The sequence below is a fragment of the Microcoleus sp. D2_18a_D3 genome, from assembly GCF_036702455.1.
In the GTDB taxonomy this organism is placed as follows: Bacteria; Cyanobacteriota; Cyanobacteriia; order Cyanobacteriales; family Microcoleaceae; genus Microcoleus.
In genome coordinates this window covers 1-22,004 of sequence record NZ_JAUBTK010000045.1, presented here as the reverse complement: position 1 = coordinate 22,004, position 22,004 = coordinate 1, and the positions used below count along the sequence as shown (strand labels likewise).

The 22,004-nt window shown below is 45.3% G+C and carries 21 protein-coding genes; 10 read left to right on the top strand and 11 right to left on the bottom strand.

Annotated elements, in window-relative coordinates:
• Positions 1-80 precede the first annotated feature (80 nt).
• Positions 81-458: a BON domain-containing protein gene (locus QUB06_RS20030; protein ID WP_333042016.1), complete on the bottom strand. Its 378-nt coding sequence runs from the start codon at positions 456-458 to the stop codon at positions 81-83.
• Between the two features lie 24 nt (positions 459-482).
• Here QUB06_RS20030 and QUB06_RS20025 point away from each other — a divergent pair, with 24 nt between their 5' ends.
• Positions 483-725 carry a hypothetical protein gene (locus QUB06_RS20025; protein ID WP_333436736.1) on the top strand — a complete coding sequence of 81 codons (243 nt, stop codon included), beginning with the start codon at positions 483-485 and terminating at the stop codon, positions 723-725.
• 11 nt (positions 726-736) lie between these two features.
• On the opposite strand, the gene QUB06_RS20020 is transcribed toward QUB06_RS20025, so the two are convergent.
• Positions 737-2,392: an alpha-amylase family glycosyl hydrolase gene (locus tag QUB06_RS20020; RefSeq protein ID WP_333436735.1), complete on the bottom strand. Its 1,656-nt coding sequence runs from the start codon at positions 2,390-2,392 to the stop codon at positions 737-739.
• Between the two features lie 841 nt (positions 2,393-3,233).
• Here QUB06_RS20020 and QUB06_RS20015 point away from each other — a divergent pair.
• Positions 3,234-3,482 carry a hypothetical protein gene (locus QUB06_RS20015; protein WP_333104672.1) on the top strand — a complete coding sequence of 83 codons (249 nt, stop codon included), beginning with the start codon at positions 3,234-3,236 and terminating at the stop codon, positions 3,480-3,482.
• A gap of 161 nt (positions 3,483-3,643) precedes the next feature.
• On the opposite strand, the gene QUB06_RS20010 is transcribed toward QUB06_RS20015, so the two are convergent.
• A complete protein-coding gene (locus QUB06_RS20010) occupies positions 3,644-4,489 on the bottom strand; it encodes a cyanophycinase (protein WP_333436734.1) in 846 nt (281 codons plus the stop codon).
• Positions 4,490-4,839: 350 nt separating this feature from the next.
• The gene (locus tag QUB06_RS20005; RefSeq protein WP_333057913.1) at positions 4,840-5,037 is read right to left on the bottom strand and encodes a hypothetical protein; all 198 of its coding nucleotides are present in this window, start codon (positions 5,035-5,037) and stop codon (positions 4,840-4,842) included.
• Between the two features lie 395 nt (positions 5,038-5,432).
• On the opposite strand from QUB06_RS20005, the gene QUB06_RS20000 reads away from it, so the two are divergent.
• From QUB06_RS20000 to coaBC, 6 genes are all read left to right on the top strand, one after another.
• Positions 5,433-7,343 carry an ATP-binding protein gene (locus tag QUB06_RS20000; RefSeq protein WP_333436733.1) on the top strand — a complete coding sequence of 637 codons (1,911 nt, stop codon included), beginning with the start codon at positions 5,433-5,435 and terminating at the stop codon, positions 7,341-7,343.
• A 378-nt stretch (positions 7,344-7,721) separates the two neighbouring features.
• Positions 7,722-9,809: a CHASE domain-containing protein gene (locus QUB06_RS19995; RefSeq protein ID WP_333436732.1), complete on the top strand. Its 2,088-nt coding sequence runs from the start codon at positions 7,722-7,724 to the stop codon at positions 9,807-9,809.
• A 91-nt stretch (positions 9,810-9,900) separates the two neighbouring features.
• Complete coding sequence (locus QUB06_RS19990) at positions 9,901-10,191, top strand: hypothetical protein (protein WP_333436731.1); 291 nt, start codon at positions 9,901-9,903, stop codon at positions 10,189-10,191.
• Positions 10,192-10,465: 274 nt separating this feature from the next.
• On the top strand, positions 10,466-11,089 hold the full coding sequence (locus QUB06_RS19985) for an alpha/beta hydrolase (RefSeq protein ID WP_333436730.1): 624 nt from the start codon (positions 10,466-10,468) through the stop codon (positions 11,087-11,089).
• 45 nt (positions 11,090-11,134) lie between these two features.
• On the top strand, positions 11,135-11,347 hold the full coding sequence (gene isiD, locus QUB06_RS19980; RefSeq protein WP_006632739.1) for a protein IsiD: 213 nt from the start codon (positions 11,135-11,137) through the stop codon (positions 11,345-11,347).
• Between the two features lie 395 nt (positions 11,348-11,742).
• Complete coding sequence (gene coaBC, locus QUB06_RS19975; RefSeq protein ID WP_333436729.1) at positions 11,743-12,942, top strand: bifunctional phosphopantothenoylcysteine decarboxylase/phosphopantothenate--cysteine ligase CoaBC; 1,200 nt, start codon at positions 11,743-11,745, stop codon at positions 12,940-12,942.
• 16 nt (positions 12,943-12,958) lie between these two features.
• Here coaBC and QUB06_RS19970 read toward each other — a convergent pair whose 3' ends face one another.
• The 4 genes from QUB06_RS19970 to QUB06_RS19955 are packed head-to-tail and all read right to left on the bottom strand — an operon-like array spanning position 12,959 to position 14,339.
• Positions 12,959-13,354, bottom strand: a complete 396-nt coding sequence (locus QUB06_RS19970) for a transcriptional regulator (protein WP_333436728.1) — start codon at positions 13,352-13,354, stop codon at positions 12,959-12,961.
• On the bottom strand, positions 13,326-13,670 hold the full coding sequence (locus tag QUB06_RS19965; RefSeq protein ID WP_333436727.1) for a type II toxin-antitoxin system RelE/ParE family toxin: 345 nt from the start codon (positions 13,668-13,670) through the stop codon (positions 13,326-13,328). Before QUB06_RS19965 ends, QUB06_RS19970 begins: the two co-directional genes overlap by 29 nt.
• A 4-nt stretch (positions 13,671-13,674) precedes the next feature.
• On the bottom strand, positions 13,675-14,055 hold the full coding sequence (locus tag QUB06_RS19960; RefSeq protein ID WP_333436726.1) for a transcriptional regulator: 381 nt from the start codon (positions 14,053-14,055) through the stop codon (positions 13,675-13,677).
• A complete protein-coding gene (locus tag QUB06_RS19955) occupies positions 14,052-14,339 on the bottom strand; it encodes a type II toxin-antitoxin system RelE/ParE family toxin (RefSeq protein ID WP_333436765.1) in 288 nt (95 codons plus the stop codon). The genes QUB06_RS19960 and QUB06_RS19955 overlap by 4 nt, the downstream gene beginning before the upstream one ends.
• A 189-nt stretch (positions 14,340-14,528) precedes the next feature.
• Between QUB06_RS19955 and QUB06_RS19950 the strand changes: the two genes are divergently transcribed.
• Positions 14,529-15,002, top strand: coding sequence for a hypothetical protein (locus QUB06_RS19950; protein ID WP_333436725.1), 474 nt, complete (start codon positions 14,529-14,531; stop codon positions 15,000-15,002).
• 241 nt (positions 15,003-15,243) lie between these two features.
• Here the strand turns inward: QUB06_RS19950 and QUB06_RS19945 are convergent, their stop codons facing one another.
• The 3 genes from QUB06_RS19945 to QUB06_RS19935 form a co-directional block, all read right to left on the bottom strand.
• The gene (locus QUB06_RS19945) at positions 15,244-16,314 is read right to left on the bottom strand and encodes an aromatic ring-hydroxylating dioxygenase subunit alpha (RefSeq protein WP_333436724.1); all 1,071 of its coding nucleotides are present in this window, start codon (positions 16,312-16,314) and stop codon (positions 15,244-15,246) included.
• The gene (locus QUB06_RS19940; RefSeq protein WP_333436723.1) at positions 16,314-17,000 is read right to left on the bottom strand and encodes a class I SAM-dependent methyltransferase; all 687 of its coding nucleotides are present in this window, start codon (positions 16,998-17,000) and stop codon (positions 16,314-16,316) included. Before QUB06_RS19940 ends, QUB06_RS19945 begins: the two co-directional genes overlap by 1 nt.
• A gap of 313 nt (positions 17,001-17,313) precedes the next feature.
• Positions 17,314-19,266, bottom strand: a complete 1,953-nt coding sequence (locus QUB06_RS19935; protein ID WP_333436764.1) for an FAD-dependent oxidoreductase — start codon at positions 19,264-19,266, stop codon at positions 17,314-17,316.
• A gap of 852 nt (positions 19,267-20,118) precedes the next feature.
• Between QUB06_RS19935 and QUB06_RS19930 the strand changes: the two genes are divergently transcribed.
• On the top strand, positions 20,119-21,690 hold the full coding sequence (locus tag QUB06_RS19930) for a CHAT domain-containing protein (RefSeq protein WP_445251405.1): 1,572 nt from the start codon (positions 20,119-20,121) through the stop codon (positions 21,688-21,690).
• The last annotated feature ends 314 nt before the right edge of the window (positions 21,691-22,004 follow it).

Genomic DNA, 22,004 nt, shown 5'->3' with positions numbered 1-22,004 from the left:
AAAGACAGTTAGCAGTTAACAGTTAGCAGTTAAGTTAACTGTTAACTCCTAACTGCTAACTATTAGAAATAACCGTCGCGTTAGCCGACAGTAACTTCATTAGTTTCCACCCCAGTTGCACCCTTAACACCTTTAGCAATTGTCACCAACTTGTTGACAATTTCCTGACTGGGAACTGTACCTTTGAGAACTACCGTAGTGCCAAGTTGAGCCACATAAACAGTCTCAATATCCGCAACATCTGGATTTGCATCGAAAGCCTGAGCCACCCGTTTAGCTAAACCGCTTTGATCGTATTCTCCGTTCAAGCCCATGCGTTCCGGCGGGATTGTCTGAGCGCTCGCAGCAGGTTGAGCTTGAGCTTGAGATTGAGCTACAGGTGCTTGGTAAGCAGGAGCGTCAACTGTTTCTTGATTTTCAAGTTTTTCTAAACCAAACAATCTTTTTAACCAGCCCATAGAGTTTGTCCTCCGACAAAGTTTGTGTTAATTGACGTGTTAATTGACGTGTTAATTCACGGTTGGCAAGTCGCCCTGCAATTGTTATTCTCAATACCAGGAATTACGATCGCACTCTTGGATGCAGCAACCGAGTTTTTTTTACAAAAAAGTATCGTTACAGCCATCCGCCCCGGTAGAAAAACCAGGTTTGTTGAGTTTTGTGCGCCCATCCTAAATACAATTTACTGTTGTACAACTACGCCCATCATCTGCCTGGAGACATAATTCTCCCGCTCTCAAACAAATACTTGCGCTGACCATTCCGGCAAATCAAACTTAAACCCTTCTTCCCCAACTTCTACTATTTTGTTGTACATCCACTCGTGCCAAGTTACCCCAGCCGGAAACTTAGGAATGCAGTAACTAGATAGATAAGTATCCGAAAAATTAGCGACAACTACTGCTCGCGTTCCCTCATCGCTCCAGCGGTAATAAGCCAGCACTTTGGCTTCGGGATTTTCGTGGATGAATTCAATATTGTCGGTATAAAGTGCAGGCAAATGTTGCCGCAGCCGAATCACGTGTTTGTAGTATTCCAATAACTCATGATTGGGCGGATTTTTCAACAAAGACCATTGTAGTTTATTCGGCTGGTTGGGAGTTTGCCGAGTGGATTGTCCAAACTCTTCGCCCATCCACAGCATCGGTATTCCTACTGCTGTGACTAACAAAACCGCTGCCAATTTAGCGCGTTTAAAAGCCGTTTCTCGATCGATATCCCGAAAGCTGGCTTCTGCCAGCAAGTGATCGCGGTCATGACTGGCTAAATAATTGATCACATTAGTTGTGGTTTGATAGCCTTGTTGTTTGGGTTCGAGAACTTGCTTGAGCTTTTCGATATCGAAAGTATTCCCCGCGAGATTTTCTATGGCAAAAATGCGAAAACTTTCGTGCCAGCACCCGTCCATCGGCCCGTCCGCAGCCACGAGTTCGGGAAGTTCGGGAATGTGTTCTGCTATGTTGTAAAATGGCTTGTCGCCGGCGGTTTTTTTCGCTTCACGAGTTATCCAGTGTAGGAAATCCCGATTGTCCAACTGCCGCACAGCATCGTAGCGAATGCCGTCGATATGATATTCTTGAATCCAGAAATTAACGACATCGCCGATAAATTTCCAAGCAGGACGAATGCCGAGTTTTGGGTCGAAATTTTCGTAGTTAAACTCCGGGCCCCAGTAGTTAGCCGGATCTTCGGGATAGTGTTTGTCGCGGTAGTACCAATAATTGCGATCGATTAGCAATAAGGGACATTCTTCATCGCAGTGGTTGTAAATCCCGTCCAGAATCACCCGAATGCCCCGTCCGTGGCACTCGTCAATCAATTGCTTCAAATCTGCGGTTGCACCGTAGCTGGACTCTACGGCAAAGAAATCGCGGACTTTGTAGCCCCAGCTATAATCGCCCGGATATTCATTAACTGGCATTAGTTCGATCGCATTTATCCCCAAATCGCACAGATAATCTAATTTCTCCCTCACATCCTGGAATTTACCGCCACTGTGGGAACCATCCGGCGCTGAAAAATCAGCAACGTGCATTTCGTAAACGACTAATTCTTCATTATCGGGGAGTTCTTTGTCGTCGTGCTGCCAAACATAGGTATCAATAATTCGCGCGCCTGCTTTGATCCGAACTGTACTTGTATCAGTAGTGCGGTCAATTTCAGTAGCGTAGGGGTCATTGACTTCTACCCATTCGTCGGGTTCAAAATCTGGACTTTGCGACTGAACTCGGAATTTGTATTGATAAATACCGTCTTCTAACTTAATGTGAGTGCGGAAATAACCTTTGTCATCTTTTTCTAAGGGAATTTCTGCCCAGTTGGAAAAGGAGCCTCGCAGTGTAGCTGCTTTGTTGTTCGGGGCGAAGAGTTTGAATTCAATTGCAGCGGCCATGAATAGCTTGTTTGCAGAACTTATAAGTGTGATTAGTATTAATTTTTACCATTTTGCAAATCTGTCGCCATCGTTCTTAAGAGTTAAACCTGTAACTCTTATGTTGTCAGGTGCTTGGGGGCGCAGCCGGAGGGTTTAGTAGTGCGAACCCTAGCGATTGAGTAAGGTGTAGCCCTAGGCACCCGGAAACCTGATTTTAATCAAAAATGTAGTTAAAGTAACTAAAAATTATTAAGTGCTGTTTATGAAAAATAGTCGAGACTGTTTTTAGTTAGTAGTCTGAAGCGCTAGATTTTCCGTTGGTAGCGAACTTGCCTTAGAGCCTTGAAACCCTTATTCTACGGTTGGCTCTCAAAAACTGTCCGAAGTATTGTATGAAAAGTAATTTAACTTTTGATAACTAGATAAATCGTGGTCAACATTTAACATTTGTAACTAAAGAAACATTTTTTACGCTACAGGAATAATACCGTAGAAAGATGTCATTTTATGCGGAAACAGCGAGGATGAGCGTGTAATTAGAAGGCAAGGGAAACCAGAAACATGAATCCTTTATTCAACTGGGTTTTCCTGGGACTTTAAGCCAAGTTTGAGCCGAGAATAGCAATGATTATTTTTGCTTATGTCTTGGTAGCACTTGTTTTATAGTTTTTGACCGGCAAACTTTGTAGAACCCAAATCAGCTTTAACGACTGCTGCTACCTCAGTAATTGGTAATTGGTGAAAATCTCATTCGTCCCTGTTACCCGTTAGATATTCCGAGCAGTAGCTCTAAGGCTCTAAAAGTTTAATGTGGGATGTTGGCGAATTACCGTTACTGTAAAACTCTGGAGTGTTAAAAATGCTAAAACAAATGTGTTGGTTGCCCAGATTGGGACGCAATGGAGAAAAGATATTGCACTTACGCACCGATGCCCGTCAGGGGTGGCGGCCTTATACAGCTTTTCCGCAGTTCGCTGTATCCGATTACCGGGAACCGGGCGGTTCTAAGGGATGGGCAACTTATCAGAAGCTGAGAGTTCAAGGGTGGAATTTAATATCGACTGCAGAAGGGCAGCAGTCGATTTTTGGCGAACAGAAAAGTGCTTAAAAAATCTGAAACTGCAGCAATAAAAGAAGAGGTAACATCCTCTTCTTTTTATTATCTTTGGAGACAGAAACTGGGTTTTTAACCATCCTACTTCGTTGCAGCGGTAAGGTGTGCACTGCACACCCTACATACTTTTGAGAGGTTTGCCAGTTGCAAGTAAATTAGGCGATCGCCCTTTCTTTCTCTGCTGTAGTTGCTACGTTATGGAGCACCGGCTGGTGAGTTTTCAAGTTAAACCGGTATCCGTGGGGGAGGATATGCAACTTGGCCCCGCAAACCGCCAAAGCCTCATCCTTCAACAGTCCCTCCAGATTGTCGTGGAGTTGTTCCGACGAGTCGATGACAGTTACAGCGCCTGCGCCAATGACTTCCAACTCGTCACCGTGGACTAAAATAGCTGTATTTTCGTCAATACCAAATCCCAACACGGCCGGTTGCAGCAAGAGTGCCGAAACTAAGCGTCCCAGACGACCTCGCTGGGCGAAATGCTGGTCGATGACAACTCCTGGAAGGAAACCCATTCCCGGGCCCATTGCTACCACATCAACGCGGGGATTTGTCTCCGAGTCTCCTTCAATAATCATCACGTCTGGCATCATTGCCGCGCCGGCACTGGTGCCCCCAATGATAATTCCTTCAGAGAAGCGTTTGTGCATAGCTGCGTCGAGTTTTGTGTCTTTCAAGCAGGTAATAATCCGCGCTTGATCTCCGCCGGTAAAGAATATGCCAGTGGCTTGTTCGATCGCTTCTAAATAATCTGGATTGTTGGCATCTTCCGGTTTCTGGGTGTCAACAACTCGCACATCTTCAGCGCCGAGTCGCTCAAACACTCGGATGTAATTATCTCCTACTTCTCCCGGCAGGCTTGTCGCAGCCGTCATCACTACAATGCGGGCTTTAGTGCCTCCGGCGCAGCGCAAGAATTCCCGCAGAATTTTGCAGTCCCCCTCTTTGTCTTCGGCGCCACCAATAATTAGCAACTTCCCCTGAATTTCGCTGCTCGCCATATTATCTCCACTGTTAATTTATTAATAATTTCACTAAAACACAAACTTCTTTTTTCCGAAAACCGCCAAAAGGTATATCTAGATACACAAATATCTCAGACTTCTACCCCTCCAGGGCGCACACAGCAAGGGTGATATGGGAGTTTACTCATCCTCGATGATCGACACACACAAAAAACTTACCCCCCCTCACAGGAGATAGGGGGGGTCAAGAAATGAGCTTAAACTATGGGGCCCACGCGCGCGCGGTGATCAATCCGGTTTCTGATCCGATTCTTCGCTAATCCTCCTCTGATTGCTCGTAGAAATCCGGTTGATGAGCGTAAGTCCTCAATTAGTCCGATCGCCCGTTAGTGCGAGCGATCGATCAAATTGCTCAATATGGTACTCGCCCGTTCTAAAGGTAGGTGTCTGGGTTTGCCGTTCCAGACAATCTGATATTCGTTGCTGTTTTGACCATCGCCGTAGCCAGAAATTAGCTTCCGGTGAAATGCTTCCTCAGCTAAGTGGTGAACTTTTTCCCTGAGAGCAGTTTGTGCGATCTTCATAATTTGCTGCCTCTTAAATTTTCTTTCACTGTCATAAACAATTATAAGTACAGAGTGTACCTCTCAAAAGTTATAGCTTTTTTTTGGGAGGGGGGAAAGAAGTAGTCATTAGTCATAAGTGCTTAGTCATCAATGCTTAGTTAGCAATGCTTAGTTATCAATGCTTAGTCATCAATACTTAGTCAGATGTTGAAGGAAGAAGGAATATTTTCCCACTCTCACCCTCTCCCCCTCTCCCCATCTCCCCTACTCTCCCACTCCCCCTTTCGGGCAATACTCAAGGCAGAAGTGGTCGGAGTATTTGTCTCACTGCTGGAATATCTATGCCCGCAGGTAGTATCCCATGCACCGACTATAAAGTTACCGTAAAAAATTAGGTCAAAGGAGGTTAGAAAATGCTGCAAGAAAAAACCACTGAAACAGCCCGCGTCAATGCTCGAAAAACCGATATTTTTGATGTTTTCAACTTCAAACACTATATCGGGCCCAACCCTTATTTAGACACCGCGGCTTTAGTTTTTGATTTCGCGGTGACGGGGGCGAGCGAACCTTTGCCGATCGCACATTACCAGGAAATTATTAGCGAGCGCTACCCGCAACTGCTGCACGAAACTTTCTCAAACCATGCCCAACTGTTCGGCCGTACCGCCTCAGAAGTAGCAAAACTCGACATGGGTTTGCACTTCCAAAACTGGAACATCAAGCCGTTTTCTCAGTTTAACAGAATCAGCATAGAAGCACTTCACGCCCGCACGGCCAGAGCAGTAGTGTACGCAGTTTGGGATTGGTTTGAAGCCATCAATCAAAATCAAGACTTTCCCTTGGAATCACAAATTGGCGCGCTGCAAAATATGTTCCGGCAGTCAGTTTACGGAGGCCCCACAGTTTATTCGTTAATGCGAGCTGCATCCCAAAAAGGCATTCCCGCATTTTATTTGTGGGATGAAGGACTCATGCAATATGGGTACGGTAAAAAACTGGTTCGCGGCTCTGCAACTACCTTTGATTCTGACAGCCACTTAGACTCAGATTTTACCACGCGCAAAGACGATTGTAAAGCTTTTCTCGCTACATTAGGATTTCCTGTTCCCAAAGGCGATATCGTCTCCACAGAAAACGGAGCTCTAGCAGTTGCTAGAGAAATTGGCTACCCAGTTGCTATCAAACCAGTAGTCGGTCATAAAGGAATTGGCGTAACAGCAGATGTCCGAGATGGTGAGGAATTGCAGGCGGCTTTTAAAAGAGCAGTTAAGGCCATTCCCGAAACAGACCCGGTGCGAGTAATTGTGGAAAACAGCATCAAAGGATCGGATTTTAGGCTGCTGTGCGTTGACGGCAAATTTGTTTCTGCAACTGAACGCCGGCCCGCTTCGGTAACAGGTGATGGCGACTCAACAATTCGCGAATTGATCCGCCGTGAAAACCGCAAACCAGAACGTTTGGATACGCCAACTTCGGCGATGAGCAAAATTCAGTCCGACGAAGCGATGGAAATGTATCTGGAAGAACAAGGGCTGTCATTGGATAGTGTGCCAACTCGCGATCGCACTGTGTATCTACGCAAAGTCGCTAATCTTTCCGCAGGCGGCATCAGCATCGACGCTACCCGCACTATTCACCCGGATAACATTGTTTTGGCTCAAGATATCGCCCTACATTTTCGGTTAACTTGTTTGGGGATTGATGTGATAACAGAAACTCTCGCCAAATCTTGGAAAACAGGCAATTTTGGGATTATCGAGATCAATGCCGCGCCGGGAATTTTTATGCACCTCAACCCCGCTGTCGGCGAAGGAGTTGATGTGCCTTCGCATATTATCGAAACTTTCTTTGCATCGGGAAAATCCGCCAGAATTCCGATTATTACTTTCAACAGAATTTCGGTACATGACCTACAAGAAACCATCGACCATATTCTGTTGCAACATCCCGATTGGACAATCGGTGCTGTTTGTCGCGGTGGACTTTTTGTTAACCGTTCGGAAAAAGTTTTGAATAAGAATTACCATCTCAACTTGCAAAGTTTGCTGCGGAATCCCAAGCTCGATTTGTTAATTGCTGAATATCCAGAAGAGATTTTGGAAGCTGAGGGAATGTTTTATCGGGGCAGCAATATGGTGGTGCTGGACAATCCGGGAGAAACTGAGATGATGTTGGTCAGAGAAAGCACTGATGACGATACTGTTGTGGTGAGGGAAGGAAATAGTATTTCTCTTCGCCGCCAGGGATTGATCGAACAGTATACTCTGGGGGATGATGAACCGTTTACACGGGTTTATTTGAAGGAAATAGGGACTGTTTTGTAAGCTGTTCCACCTTTAAGTTGGCGTTGTGGGGCGGGTATTGAGTACCCGCCCCACCAGATCAAGGCTTTTTCTCGTTCCCAGGTTCTTCCGGGGCAGGAAGTTGGGGAGCGCCCAGATTTGAACTCGCTTCGTTACACTTAGTTACAATTGGTTTCCATTCCTCAGTCGTGGATGCACTATTGCTAAGAAACCCGCTTTCTTCCCAAATTTCTCGTTACCACACCAAGATTTTCGGAGAAATTGGGTTTCTTACGGTAAGTCCTATTGCTGCGATCGTAAGTTTTGAGACAATCTGGTTGGTGCGCTGTCGATCGTGCTATCAAGGAATTTCAAAAGTCCTTAAACGAATTGCACTCCGGTGGCACAAGGTGTGGGAATATGAATGTTGCGAGCAATTGGTTTAATTCGCTGACCGAAAGTTTACAGTCGCACCGTCGTTACATTCCAGCAGCGCTGACTCTTTGCACAGGTACGAGTTTGTCATTGGCAGCCGCAGCCGTTGTGTGGCATTCGGAAAACGAACGAATGCAAGCTGAATTTCATCAGCAAGCCGATCGCCTGAATGCGGCATTGCAGCAAAGCATCAATAAAAATTTAGAAGTTCTGTACTCACTTGAAGGATTCTACAGGGCATCTACTGAAGTTACCAGAGAAGATTTTAAGGAATTCACTCAACCTGCACTTGCCCGAAATTCTGCTATACATTCTGTTAACTGGATTCGGCGCGTGCCGGCTGCCCAAAAAGCAGCTTATGAACGGAAAATTCGAGCCGAAGGTTTTCCGGCATTTCAAATTTACGAACGAACTCCTGACAAAAAGCAGGTCAAAGCAAAAGTGCGATCGGAATACTTTCCCATTATTTACAGAGAAGCACTAGAAGAAGATAACAAAGTGATCGGTTTTGATGTTGCCTCCAGCCCCGATCGCAAAACAGCTTTAGAGAAATCGGTGAATACCGGGAAAATAGCTGCTTCCGCGCGGATTAGATTAGTCAGCAACAATCAACCGGGATTGCAAGTATTTCTACCAGTACCCCGCCGCACAAATTCTCCAGATAACTCGGTCAACGGCCGCCAAAACCTAATGGGAGTTATTGCGGGTCTGTTTCAGATCACCAGTATGGTCGATTCCTCTTTAGAATCGCTAAATTTAGACAAGATTAATTTTTACCTCTATGACAACTCTGCTATAGAGAAAGAACGCTTTCTAGTGCGCTACGACTCACAAGCTAAGCAGTTGATAGATAACCCAAAATACGAAAAGCCAGAGTTAGCTAATATCCGGGGAAAAATCTGTCAAAATCCTAGTGCTTGCACTCGCCTATTTAACGTAGCAGACCGCCAGTGGAAGCTGCTAGTTTTGCCTGGGAAGGGGTACCAGAGTATGAGGACGCATCAGGGTTCGCTGGCAATTTGTGCGATCGGGCTATTGATGACTGGCAGCTTGACGATTTACCTGTTGATGTCTCTAGAACGTACTGCAAAAGTAGAACAGCAAGTGTACGATCGTACAATTCAACTAAAACAGCGCACCGCTGAACTAGAAACAGCACTAAAAAATTTGCAGGAAGCTCAATTTAAACTAATCCAAACTGAAAAAATGTCCAGCTTGGGGCAGTTGGTGGCTGGAGTTGCCCACGAAATTAATAATCCTGTCAACTTCATCTCTGGCAACCTGATCCATACAGGCGCATATACTAGAGACTTGCTGGAACTTGTGGAAATATACCAGCAGCAATATCCCAACCCAACGCCCCAAGTGCAAGCGAAACTAAAAGATATTGATTTGGAGTTTATCAGTGAAGACTTGCCTAAAATCCTAAACTCTATGAATATGGGTGCTCAACGGATCAGCCAGATCGTGCTTTCTCTGCGGAATTTTTCGCGCTTGGATGAAGCTGACATGAAGTCGGTTGACATTCACCAAGGCATTGACAGCACCTTGATGATTTTGGATAGTCGGCTGAAACCAAAAGCTGATTTTTCTGGCATTAAACTCATCAAAGAATACGGAAATTTGCCCTTAGTGGAGTGCTGGGCGGGACAATTAAATCAGGTATTTATGAATGTTTTGAGCAATGCTATTGATGTTTTATCTGATCCAGAAAATCCAAAAATCATCGAAAAAAACCCCTCTAATTCTGCATTTTTACCTACTATTCGGATTCGCACTGAACTTTTAAGTTCTAATTGTGTATGCGTGCGAATCGCTGACAATGGAACGGGCATGACGGAGAATGTCAAAAAACGTTTGTTTGATCCGTTTTTTACTACCAAGCCTGTAGGCAAAGGTACTGGCTTGGGATTGTCTATCTGCTATCAAATAGTGGACAAACATCAAGGTTCGCTCAGGTGTGTATCGGCTCCGGGAGAGGGAACTGAATTCTGGATTGAGGTGCCGGTGCGGCAACAGTCTAAGCAATCTGTTTCTAAGGTTTCACCTGCGGTAGGGGCCATACGATTTTAGATTTTAGATTTTAGATTTTAGATTGACCCCACGGATAAATTCGGGGGCTTGTTTATCGGATAAAAGTTTTTTTATTTTTTTATAAATTAATATGGCGGCTTGTATCCTGGATGCTTTCGGTCAATTGGAATTAGCGGAACAAATCTCGCTTCTAGCGGAGTCTTGCTGGGAGCATCTCAATGAAAGCAGCCCAGCTATAAATTGGAGACAGGAGACAGGAGGCAGGAGGCAGGAGGGGGCAGGGGGCAGAAGGCAGGAGGCAGGAGGAAAGAGGCAGAAAGAAGGAGAAAGGAGACAGGAGGCAGGAGGAAAGAGGAAGAAGAAAGGAGGCAGAAGGAAGGAGCCAGAAGAAGTGTTTTTACAAATAGGAGATGCTCCCTAATTCCTGTTTAGAAAAGGTGAACTATCCGCACTCTACTTTGGAAAGGCGCGATGTCGCACTCTACTTTCAACGGTTAACAGTCAACAGTTAACAGTTAACAGTCAACAGTTAACAGTTAACAGTTAACAGTCAACAGTCAACAGTCAACTATTATAGTTATTAGCCAACCTGTGCTAATCCCCAGTGGAATATTGCCGAAAACAAATATCTGGGGTTTTACCAGTCGTAACAATTTATAATTGTAGCAAGGCCAGATTACCAATTATTAACTACGATGTCTTTACAATCTATTAGCATACCGCCCACAACGGATCGCAAACCTGTCGCTTTGATGGTCGCTTTACATGGATGGGGTGCTAATGCTCGGGATTTGACTTCCTTAGCACCCTTTTTCAATTTGCCGGATTATCAGTTTGTGTTTCCCGATGCCCCCTTTCCCCATCCCCAGGTAACGAGCGGCAAAGCGTGGTATAACCTTCAAAGCAAAGACGCTCAGGGATTGGTAGAAAGCCGGCAATTGCTGAGGGAATTTTTGCTGTCTTTGGAAAGCACCACGGGCGTGCCTTTGTCTCGCACGATTTTAGGTGGCTTTTCTCAAGGCGGAGCGATGACTCTAGATGTGGGATTGACTTTGCCCCTAGCTGGTTTAATTTGTCTTAGTGGTTATTTACACCAGATTTCGCCAGTTGCTGGGAGTGCTTTGCCACCTGTTTTAATCGTACACGGTACTCAAGATACTATTGTTCCCGTTAGTGCTGCTGCGCGATCGCGCGAGAGTTTGACGGCTTGGGGATCTGCGGTGCAGTATCGAGAATTTAACATGGGACACGAGATTCTGCCGGAAGTTATAGAGGTAATGCGAAGTTTTGTTCTAGAAACTGTGTCGAAATCTGATTAAAGGTTTAGTATATAGTATGGCGGAAGTCTCGGGCAGGGGAAAAAAATGAAAACTTTAACCAAAGCATCGCGCGATATTGCTGTACTTACTTCTCAGGACGTGGCAGAATTGGCTGTCCGTTTGGAAGTTGACGATTATACAGATCCTTTTGAGGGATTGAATGATTGGCATTTGTTGCGATCGCTTGCTTTTCAGCGGCCGGAGCTGGTTGAACCTTATCTCCACCTTCTGGATATGGAAGCCTACGACGAAGCATAGACTGAAAAATCTAGCTCAAAATTTTCAACGGAATTGAGGAAGAAGTTAGCAGCATATTTTGTTGCGGATTAAACAGATGAATGAGGGATTTTAGTCTGTCTTTATCTTAATTTCTTTCTTGATTCTTTTTTAGGGCTGAAGGAAGAAGGAAGAAGGAAGAAGGAAGAAGGAAGAAGGAATTAGGAAGAAGGAATTAGGAAGAAGGAATTAGGAAGAAGGAATTAGGAAGAAGGAATTAGGAAGAAGGAAGAAGGAAGAAAGAATGAGGAAGAAGGAAGAAAGAATGAGGAAGAAGGAAGAAGGAATGAGGAGATGCGATCGGGCAATTCTCCGCAATGGTTTCAGGAATTCATCAAGTTCTCATAACCTCGAAGGTTGCTGTATTACCAAAAATCATGAAGGGCAGACGAATTTTAATCGGGGTTAGCGGCGGGATTGCAACTTATAAAGTTTGCGAAGTAGTTTCAACTTTAGCGAAAGCTGGAGCTGAAGTTAAAGCTATTCTTACTGATGCCGCCGGGGAGTTTGTCACGCCTTTGACTTTTGCTACTCTGTGCCGCCATCCTGCTTTTACTGACAAAGATTTTTGGCAAGCAAGTCACGGGCGCCCCCTGCATATTCAACTGGGAGAATGGGCGGAAGTTTTTGTTATTGCTCCCCTGACAGCTAATACTTTGGCTAAGTTGGCGGGGGGTTTTGCTGATAATTTGCTGACTAATACTGTCTTAGCTTCTAATTGCCCAATTTTGCTGGCGCCGGCGATGAATACGGATATGTGGGAACAGCCGACGGTGCAGCGGAATTGGCGGGAAGTGTTGAGTTATCGGCGCTATCATGCTGCGAATCCGGGGGCGGGAATGCTGGCGTGCGATCGCGCGGGTGTCGGCCGCATGGCAGAACCTTATGAGATTTTGCCTCATATTGAATCGCTGTTGTATGCGAAGGGCGATCGAGATTTAGCGGGCATTCGGGTGTTGATCGGTGCGGGAGGAACGCGGGAACACCTCGATCCGGTGCGCTTTATCGGCAATCCTTCCACTGGCAAAATGGGTATAGCTTTGGCGCAAGCTGCACAGCACCGGGGCGCGACAGTGACGCTGGTACACAGTATAACTGGCGAATTGCCGCTCTCAGGTGTGCGGGCGATCGCCGTTACGAGTGCACAAGAAATGCGGCAGGCGATGCTGCAATGCTTTCACGATGCGGATTTGACGGTGATGGCTGCGGCGGTAGCGGATGTGAAGCCGGCTGAGTACAGTAGTGAGAAATTGCCGAAGCGATCGCTCCCGAATAGTTTACCGTTGGCACCGGTAGCGGATATTGTGGCAGAGTTGGGAATTTTGAAACAGCCGCACCAAAAATTAATCGGGTTTGCAGCACAAACTGGGGATATTGTCAAGCCAGCTTTGGAGAAATTGCGGGCAAAGAAACTGGATGTAATTGCCGCAAACCCGATCGATCGAATAGGTGCAGGTTTCGGCAGCAATACCAATCAAGCAATATTAATTAATGCCGCCGGCAAGCAAGTAGAAATAGCACCTTGCAGCAAGCTAGAAATGGCTCACCGATTGTTAGATTTTGTGAGGGGAGGGTGAGGGCGCGATTTACTCATTAACTGGGATTAATTACTACTGGTTCTGGCGATAACTCTGATTGCCCAAAATCCGTTGATTCCGAGTCAGCCGACAACTCAGTATCTGCGACCGTAATTTCTAGTTTAAATCCTAATGCTTCGAGCAATTCTACCAAACTATAGATTTCCGATCCGCCGCTTTCTGTCAGCATCTTGTCAAGTTTTTCGTGATGCTGCTTAGCTGGCTCCGAAAGAGCATTCATCCTGATTCGAGCCTCAATCACCTTTCGGATGGCATTTCTCAAAAGTGCGGGTTCCGGGTCTTTTTCTTCCAAAATAGCCTCGATAAAACCACCAGCTTCTTCCGGCTCTTTGAGAGATTCAATTAGGTACTCGCGGTAGCTATCACTTGTCGGTGCTTTCACGTTTTTCATAATCTGTCCAGTATTCTATAGCTTGTCGAATGTCATGTTCTTGGGTGCTTTTATCCCCAGCTATGAGGATTACCACAATTGTCAAGCCGACTTGTCCGAAGTAGAGGCGGTAGCCCGGGCCATAATTAATTCTGAGTTCAAAAACTCCTTGTCCCACTGACTTGAAATCTCCGAGATTACCTTGCTCAACTCGGTCAAGCCTAGATTTGATTCTAACTCTAACATTCCGATCGCGGAGGGCATCAAGCCACTCGGTGAATGGTGCCCTACCCTCTGCTGTAGTGTAACGTCGAATTTCCCTGGGTTGTACTTCCATGATTTTATCGGACTTGCTCGGCAATTTCTATCGTAGGGCGATGATCGGTAGTACATTCAGCAGACAACTCAATATCTGCCATATTAATTTCTAGTTTAAATCCTAACGCTTCGAGCAATTCTACAAAGGAGAAAATTTCCGAACCTGCACTTTCTGTCAACATCTTGTCAAGTTTTTCCCATTGAAGTTGAGCTGACTCTGATAAATTGTTGAACTTTAGCCGAGAATCTACAACGTCTTTGAGTACCATTTGGAGCAATTTAGGTTCATCGCTGGCTTCTGTCAATGTCACCTCGATATAACCTGCTGCTTCTTCGGCATTTCTCAGAGATTCGATCAGAAATTCTTGGTAACTCCTACTCGTTGGTGCTTTCACGTCTTTCATAGTCTCTCCAATATTGAATAGCTTTGCCAATATCTTGCTCTTTCCTTTCTCTTATCTCCACCTATTAGCAGAAGTACAATTGTCAGCCCCACTTGTCCAAAGTAAAGCCGATATCCAGGGCCAGAGTCTATTTTGAGTTCAAAAACTCCTTCTCCGACGGGCTTACAATCTCCTAGATTACCAGTCATGACTCGCTTAAGCCTTAACCGAATCCTATTTTTGCCTGTGGTATCCCGGAGCGAGTTATACCAATCTTCAAAAGGATTTGTCCCATCTGCTCTCAGGTAGTTGCGAATTTCTCTCTCGTTGTACTTCCATGATTTTATCGTACTTGATTAACAATTTCTATCGTAAGGGCGATCGACAGTGCATTAAGTGGGCAAATAAATCATACTTAAGACAGAGGTATTCGATAGACAAAATAGTAAACCTTGTTTGAGGAAACAAAGTTTAAATCAAACAGGGCATTGTGAATGAATTGTAAATCGATCGCAAAAACCAATCTACTATTCGGCAGCCTGATAATTAGCCTCGGATTGCAAGCACTTCCAGCCACAGCGCAATCAGTCACCGACGCGCAAGTTTCCGCCCTCGTAGAAGCAATGCGACAAGCCGCCCCGCCACAAGCAGCAAATGACGGAATGTACAGTCAGTGGCAAGTTTTGCCAGGGAATATTTCCCGCTGGGCAAAATTCTGTACCAAACAAGATTTAACACCCCAACAATTTGAGGCCGACGCGACAAAAGCCAAATCAATTGTTACCTGTATCGTGGGCGATTTGCTGCGCGACGAATACAAAGCTAGCAGCAACAATGAATTAACCGCTGTACGCCGCGCCGCTTGCTGGTGGATGACTGGGGACTCCGCAGCTTGCAAAAGTGGTGCAACTGCTACTTATGCGGATAAAGTTGTCAGCGTTTACCAGAAGCAGCAACCTAAAAAGTAAAGTTTTTGCTGGCGGAATTTAGATTTTTTGACCGCTGATGCACGCGGATTAACGCAGATGAATTGCGCTGGGTTTCATTCCCCGCCAATTCATCTTCTTTTAAAGTAACTTTTAGTCTAAATCCTAGCGCATCCAAATACAATTTCTGCGTTCAGGACTAGCCGAATTTCCCTCGGTTATACTTCCATGATTTTTGTGAAATATACATATTAGCCTGTTCAGGCTTCAATCTGATCCTGAATTATCCATTTTCCGCCTGACTTCTCATCAACTTTTGCACGCTAGCTAAAGCCCGATTTAATTCATAACTCTTTCTTTCTGAATTATGCAAAAAAGCCTGCTGTTCTTCCTCAATCATTAACACATCCTGCCGCACCAAACCATCTAATAACTTTTGAGCAGCACCGAAACAACTATCTTTGATAAACTTGCGAAACCAAACAGGCAATTTATGCAGCCGCCAAAACGCATTTAATGAGGTAAAGTGAATTAAATAAGCGCGAGTTGCTGTCTCGCTAACCGGACAAACCAAGCAGTAAATTTTAAAGTCGCTTCCCAAAGTTGAAACCCAGTGCGGGTAAACATAACTCACCTCCAGCGGTTCCGGGTGCAGTCGGCGCAAAGATTTAAAAAATAACTGAGAAATTGACCAGATTTTATCTATTTTGTAATAACTTTGGGCCTGATAGCGCGCTGTTACTTGATGCTCATCTTCGTCTAAAGTATCTAACACCGGGTTTGCCCAAGCTTGCCAATCATCATGCAAGTGTCCGTGGTACATATCCATCAAGTTTTCAATTAAAAATGAATAGTGGGCCTGACAGTCGATGACTGAAACTGTGGCAATATAATTGAGATGTTCCCACTCTGGCAAATCCAGTAAATGAGTTTTTTCTGCTTGGGTTTCGTCGCCGGGAAACAGCCAGATAAAACCGTTTTGTTCCTTGACAGGATAGGAGCGAATTTTGCAGTTAGGTAGCTTTTGGTTTTCTGCTAAATAATCGACTTCGGCGCATTCTCCCCTTGCATTTAACCGCCATCCGTGGTAAGCACATTCGATTAAGTCGCCTTTAACTTTGCCGTGGCTGAGTTTAACTTGCCGGTGCGGACATCTATCTTCTAAAGCGTTGATTTTGCCTGAACTGTCGCGGAAAAGTACGATCGCCCGATTCCAGATTTTCGCAGCGACGGGCCCAGTTTCCACCTCGCTGCTGCGGGCGATCGCATACCAGCGATCGAGATTAATGCCCAACTGGCGGATGTGAGTTTTTTGTCCCCTTGCAGATTCTGATTTTATCGCGTTGTTTTGCATTACAAATGTTCCCAAATTACGCCCATAAAACAACCCAATTTTACAAAATAACAGCCCGGAAAGCAACGACCGTAAATTTTTCTAAATTTCCGTTCTGACAAATACCTATCGCTAGCTAAATGCTTCAACCACCCTGGCGACAATCGAAATTTTAATAATCTTAAAGCATTGCGAAATCCGTAGGTGGAACAGTCGAGTCTAAAATCTCTCGTAGCACCTAATATGTAACCTATTGTAGCAGGTGTTTCGACCTCCGAAATATTATCTAAAAACACGATTTTTCCGTGCGGAGTTAACATTTTTTTAATTGCATCAAGGGCGGCGGGGAGGTTGGGCAGGTGGTGAAAAGTAGCAGCACTAACTATTAAATCAAATTGGCGATCTAGCGCTAATTGACTGGCATCCATTTGGATGTATTCGATATTGGGGGCTGAGCGTTTTTGACGGGCTATATCTAGCATTTTTGCTGACAAATCGACGGCGACAACATTATCGTAATACTGGGCTAATTCAAAAGCAAGAATTCCCGATCCACAGCCAATATCTAATACTGCACCTTTGCTGGTCGATAGATTTTTAGTAAAGAAATCGTTCTGGTTTTGCAAGGTGGCGGCGAAATCGTATTCTGTTGCAAAAGCATCAAAGGTTACAGATTTATTGCGAATTTTGCAGTTACTATTTAGCATCTATTATTGCTTTATACTCATTCAATAATATTTTAACCGCATATCCACCCCCCTCAACGTAGATATTTTTTTTGTTGGCAAGCTCTGCCTTTTCCCCTCAGCGAAACCACCCCCACAAACCGTAACTCATCTTAAAAAAAGAATGCAACTGTAGGAAAGCTCCAAACCCTTATTAAATCAGTCATTCCCATTTCTTCAAATCTAAAATCTAAAATCTCTAATCTAAAATCTAAAAGGGTATGACAGGGGGCGGGTTTCACCGAGGATACCAGCCGATAATTGACGATTTATAAAACCCGCCCCGCTGCAAACCTTAGATTTTTAACACGCCTTCGGGATTCACCGTCAAGAGCGATCGCCTCTGCAAACCCTCCTGATATAAAATAGCATTAGCGGCCAACAAACCGCTGCTCACTGCCCTTTCCATTAAACCGCACGGAAACGGCATTTTTACCCAATCTCCCGCAAACAAAAGATTGGGAACAGCGCAGCAAGTTTCTGGTCGTTCTGCATAGCTACCGGGCGGATATCCAGAGAAATTCTTTTGATTTACCAATTCCCGGTGCAGCATATTTGCCTCTTTTAATTCCGGTACAATTTCGTACAATTCTTGCTCAAAAGTGGCCAGTAAAACTTCCTGGTTCGGAAACTCCTTCTCCTTGTAACAATAAGCGTGTAGTTCCACAACACTACCGCCAGTTTTCTGATTCCACTCGATGAACTGATCCTGAATTCGGTGGTAAAGCGTAATGCTGTCAGTCAGTTTGTAACCGGAAAGCGAACTGAAATTGCTGTGTTGCCAGGGAAATTCGCGATCGAACCAAAAACGACCCACGGCAAACGGATCGGCTATTTTCAAGCTCTCGATCCGACTCTGCACCTGCGGATTTACCTCACCGCTAGCCAAACTAAACAAATGCTGCATCCCCGGAACATCGGCCGCAAAAACATAGTAATCCGCCTTCAATGTTTCCGCCAAATTTTGCGGCTGCGATTGCTTAACCGCTGCTACTAACTGTATTTCATCTGCTTTTTCATCGACTACCTTAAATCGAGGCAAATCCCGCTGAGCAGGCCCGCTCACCACTCGCCCTTCGGCATCAAAAACGGCCCCGTGACAAGGACAGTGAAATTGACCGTCGTTTTGTTTCTGAACTGTGCAGCCTTGGTGAGTGCAGCTCAGAGAAATTGCCTCTTTTCCCGACGGTGCGGCGGCAAATACGCTGTCCCCAGCGCCGAAATATTCGGTAGAGTTGCTGTCAGTTAACAGCGCGTTTCGCTTCACCCAAAAAGGTATTTTACTTTGCACGTCTCCAGACTGGTAACTCAGAGAATCAATCTTGCCGTTTTCCCAGCGAATCTCACTGACTGCGACATCTGTCAATACTTTGCCACCTTTACTTTCAATGGCTCTGGCAATAGGCTGCACCAAACTCGTCCCCATATCTTGCCGCGTGCCGTTGAAGGCCAAACCCTCTGGATTTCCGAAAAAGTAAAAGTGGAAAAATTGCATTAATTCTCCCGCGCTCAATTCGTCGGGAGCGTTGAGGCTGGATTTGGCAAAAGGCAGAAAATACAAGTCATAAAGTCCGCGCGGGAATTCACCTTTTACCCAGTCGGCAACGGATATATTGTCTAGTCTCTCAAAACTTTTTTGAGTCTGAAAACCGCCTATTTCCCGAAATACTTGCCAGTGAGCGGGTTTTGTCAGATTGATTCCCCATTTAAGCCGATTGGGAGAAGATATCCCCAAGTCAACTATATTCCAGGGAAAAGCTGAATGGTTGGGACGAAAAACTTCGGGTTTGTATTTGCCGTCTCGAAACAGAACGGCGTAGGATTCTAAAGATACAAAGTTATCGGTAATTTCTAGTTCTTCAACCACACTTTTGAGGTTGTAGTATTGCGGAAAAAAACCGTGGAAACCGTGTTCCATCATAAAAGTTTCGTTCCCGACTTGAATCGGCCAACTAGCAATTTTGCCACCGAGTTGGGGCGATTTTTCGAGCAATGTTACGGCGAAACCTCGCTGGGAGAGTTCGTAAGCACAGGCGAGCCCGGCCAAGCCTGCCCCCACAACTGCAACGGTTTTGCGGTTATTCAGCAGTCGCGGCAAGTCAAGAGAATCTTGCACAAAAATGGTGGGTTCTGGCTTGGAAAATCGAGAGTAGCCCAGCAGCCCGCCTGCGGCACCGACTCCGAGGAATTTGAGAGCGGTTCTTCGAGAAACTGGTTGGGATAGCGGTGAATTGGTTGATTGACTCATCAGCGGTACGCGGTAACGGGCTTTAAACACAAATACGCCATAAGGCATATATCATAGACCGAAATCAGGATATGTGAAGAAATACTAAGACACATTCCCCAGTCCGATCGCACTTGGCACGGTTCGATCGCACACAATGTATAGCAGAAGGAAGAAGGCTTTACTTATTTAGGAGAAAAGAAGGAAAAAGCGATCGACCCCATAGCGTAAAATCCTCTAAATAATTACGTGTTTTTATTTATGTTGCTCAACTCTTGGCAACCGCCGCCAATGATGTTAAAAAATTAGGAGGTTTTCAGGCAAAATCTTAGGCAAAAGGCAGTTTAGACGAATTGTACGAAATAACCTGGCAGATATCCGAGACCAAACAATTAACCAGTCGAGCTTTAAGTAAGTTGGGGCAAAAAATATAACTATTTTAAAATAAGTAAATACAGAGAATATATCTACTGAGGTAACTCAATATATCGGCGATCGATGCAGGTTATTCCTCACTTAATACCAAGACCAAACTAGATTCAACCTGAGAAGTGCGGATGTGCCGCAAAAATTAAAAGACGCCCGTATAGCTAATGCTGGTTAAACTCACATCTTGCACCATTCTTAAGAACGGGCAAGATGCCCGTTCCACAAAAGATGAATTTTTTGTGGAACAGGCAAGATGGCTGTTCATAAAAGGATTATTGAGAATGGTGCAACATCTCAGTTAAATGCACCTGGCTGCTAGGTAAAAAACAGGACTTACTACGTGAAGAAACTGGGTTTTTGCGTAAGTCCGCCTTATGCAAAACCCCTGCATAATTTACAAAAATTTATATAAATCGCGAATTTCTGGGTGCGGGGCCTCTGTTGCTGCTGGTATCCACACCCTACGGTAGATATTTGGGGTTGGTCTTGAATGCTAAAATCGTGCGGCGATCGCCAGCACAGTCAAAATTCCCACCTACATCCAAACTTTTGCCAACTGCTGCCGCCAACGGCGCCCTTAACCGCCCCAAAATCATGCACTACCAATCCCAGCAGCAACGCCAAAAACACACGACTCAGAAAAAAATTAAAAAAGCTATTTTTTACTGTTTGACAGCAATATTTTTCTGCTGGAGTACCGCGAACCTCGCTACAATTGCCCAAAACACAGGCCAGGGCGGGCTTAACGGGCAAGAAATGAGAAATTTGCTCGATCGGGGCAACCTCACCGAAGCCGTAACCAGAATCGAAGAAAGCTGGGAAGAAGACTATCAAACATACTTTGAACAAGACTTTGAGACCCGTGCGAAAACGGCCGAAGCCATATCAAAAACTCTCTCCCGCCTAGCAGTTCAAACAAAGAAAAAACCTGCTTTAATTTACGCTATCCCGCGCACCGACCAACTAGAATTAATCTTAATATTACCCGATCGCCCGCCCATTCTCCGCAGCGTCCCGGAAGCCAAACAAGAGAAACTGCTCTCAGTAGTCCAAGAATTAGGTAGCGAAATCACCAACCCCGTAAAACTCAACACCACCACCTATCTAGAACCAGCCCAACAACTCTACAAATGGATAGTTGCACCCCTAGAAACAGATTTGCAAACAGCAAAAATTGAAACCTTGCTGTTCTGCGTCGGCGCAGGTTTGCGAACCGTACCCCTAGCAGCAATGCACGACGGAAAGCAATTTCTGATCCAAAAATACAGTCTTGCCCGCATCCCCGCATTCAAACTCACAGACAGCAATTACACCGACCTCAGAAACGTGCAAGTTCTAGCAATGGGAGCATCAGATTTCGCAGAAACGGCGAACAAAGAACCGCTGCCAGCAGTGCCATTAGAACTAGGTGCGATCGCCCGACAGTGGCCCGGTCAATCCTTTCTCAACCAAGACTTCACCATAGTAAACTTGCAATCCCAGCGACTGCAACAAAAATACGGAATCATCCACCTTGCCACCCACGCCGAATTCCGCCCAGGAACCCCAAATAACTCCTACATTCAATTTTGGGACACCCAACTGGGTCTCGATCAAATGAGAGATTTAAAATGGAACAATCCGCCCCTCGAACTATTAGTATTAAGCGCCTGTAGAACCGCCTTGGGAGACAAAGAAGCAGAACTCGGATTTGCCGGTTTAGCGCTGCAATCGGGAGCAAAATCAGCCCTCGCCAGCCTGTGGTACGTCAGCGATGCGGGCACTCTCGCCCTGATGACAGAGTTTTACCAGCAGTTAAGAATTCGCAGGCCAAACGACCCTCCAATCATTAAAGCTGAAGCAATGCGGCAAGCACAAATTGCCGCGATCGAAGGCAAAGTGACGATCGAAGACGGTCAACTGCGAAGTGCCCGAGGCGACATTCCCTTGCCCCCCTCCATCCCCAAACTCGACAGCAAAGATTTATCCCATCCGTATTATTGGGCAGCTTTCAGCATTATCGGCAGTCCTTGGTAAGTTATATCAATTCCGGCGGCTGCGCCGGAATGATAAGCGAGGACACGGCAGTGCCGTTTCCCTACGCCAGATTTATTGTAGGGACTTAGGCACTCGCCGTATCCTGATTTCGGGTGATATTAATTCCGATGCAACCGGAATTGATATAAGTCCCGACTTAGATGCGCCTGGACTTATCGCCTATGAGGCCCGCCCAATTTCGACTAGGCTTTGCGCGACGATCGGCGAATCAGGACACTTAGGAATGAAAAATAAATAAGTTGATGAATTATCGGTTATACTGAAAAAAGTGCGCTTATTACAATTTTCACCCA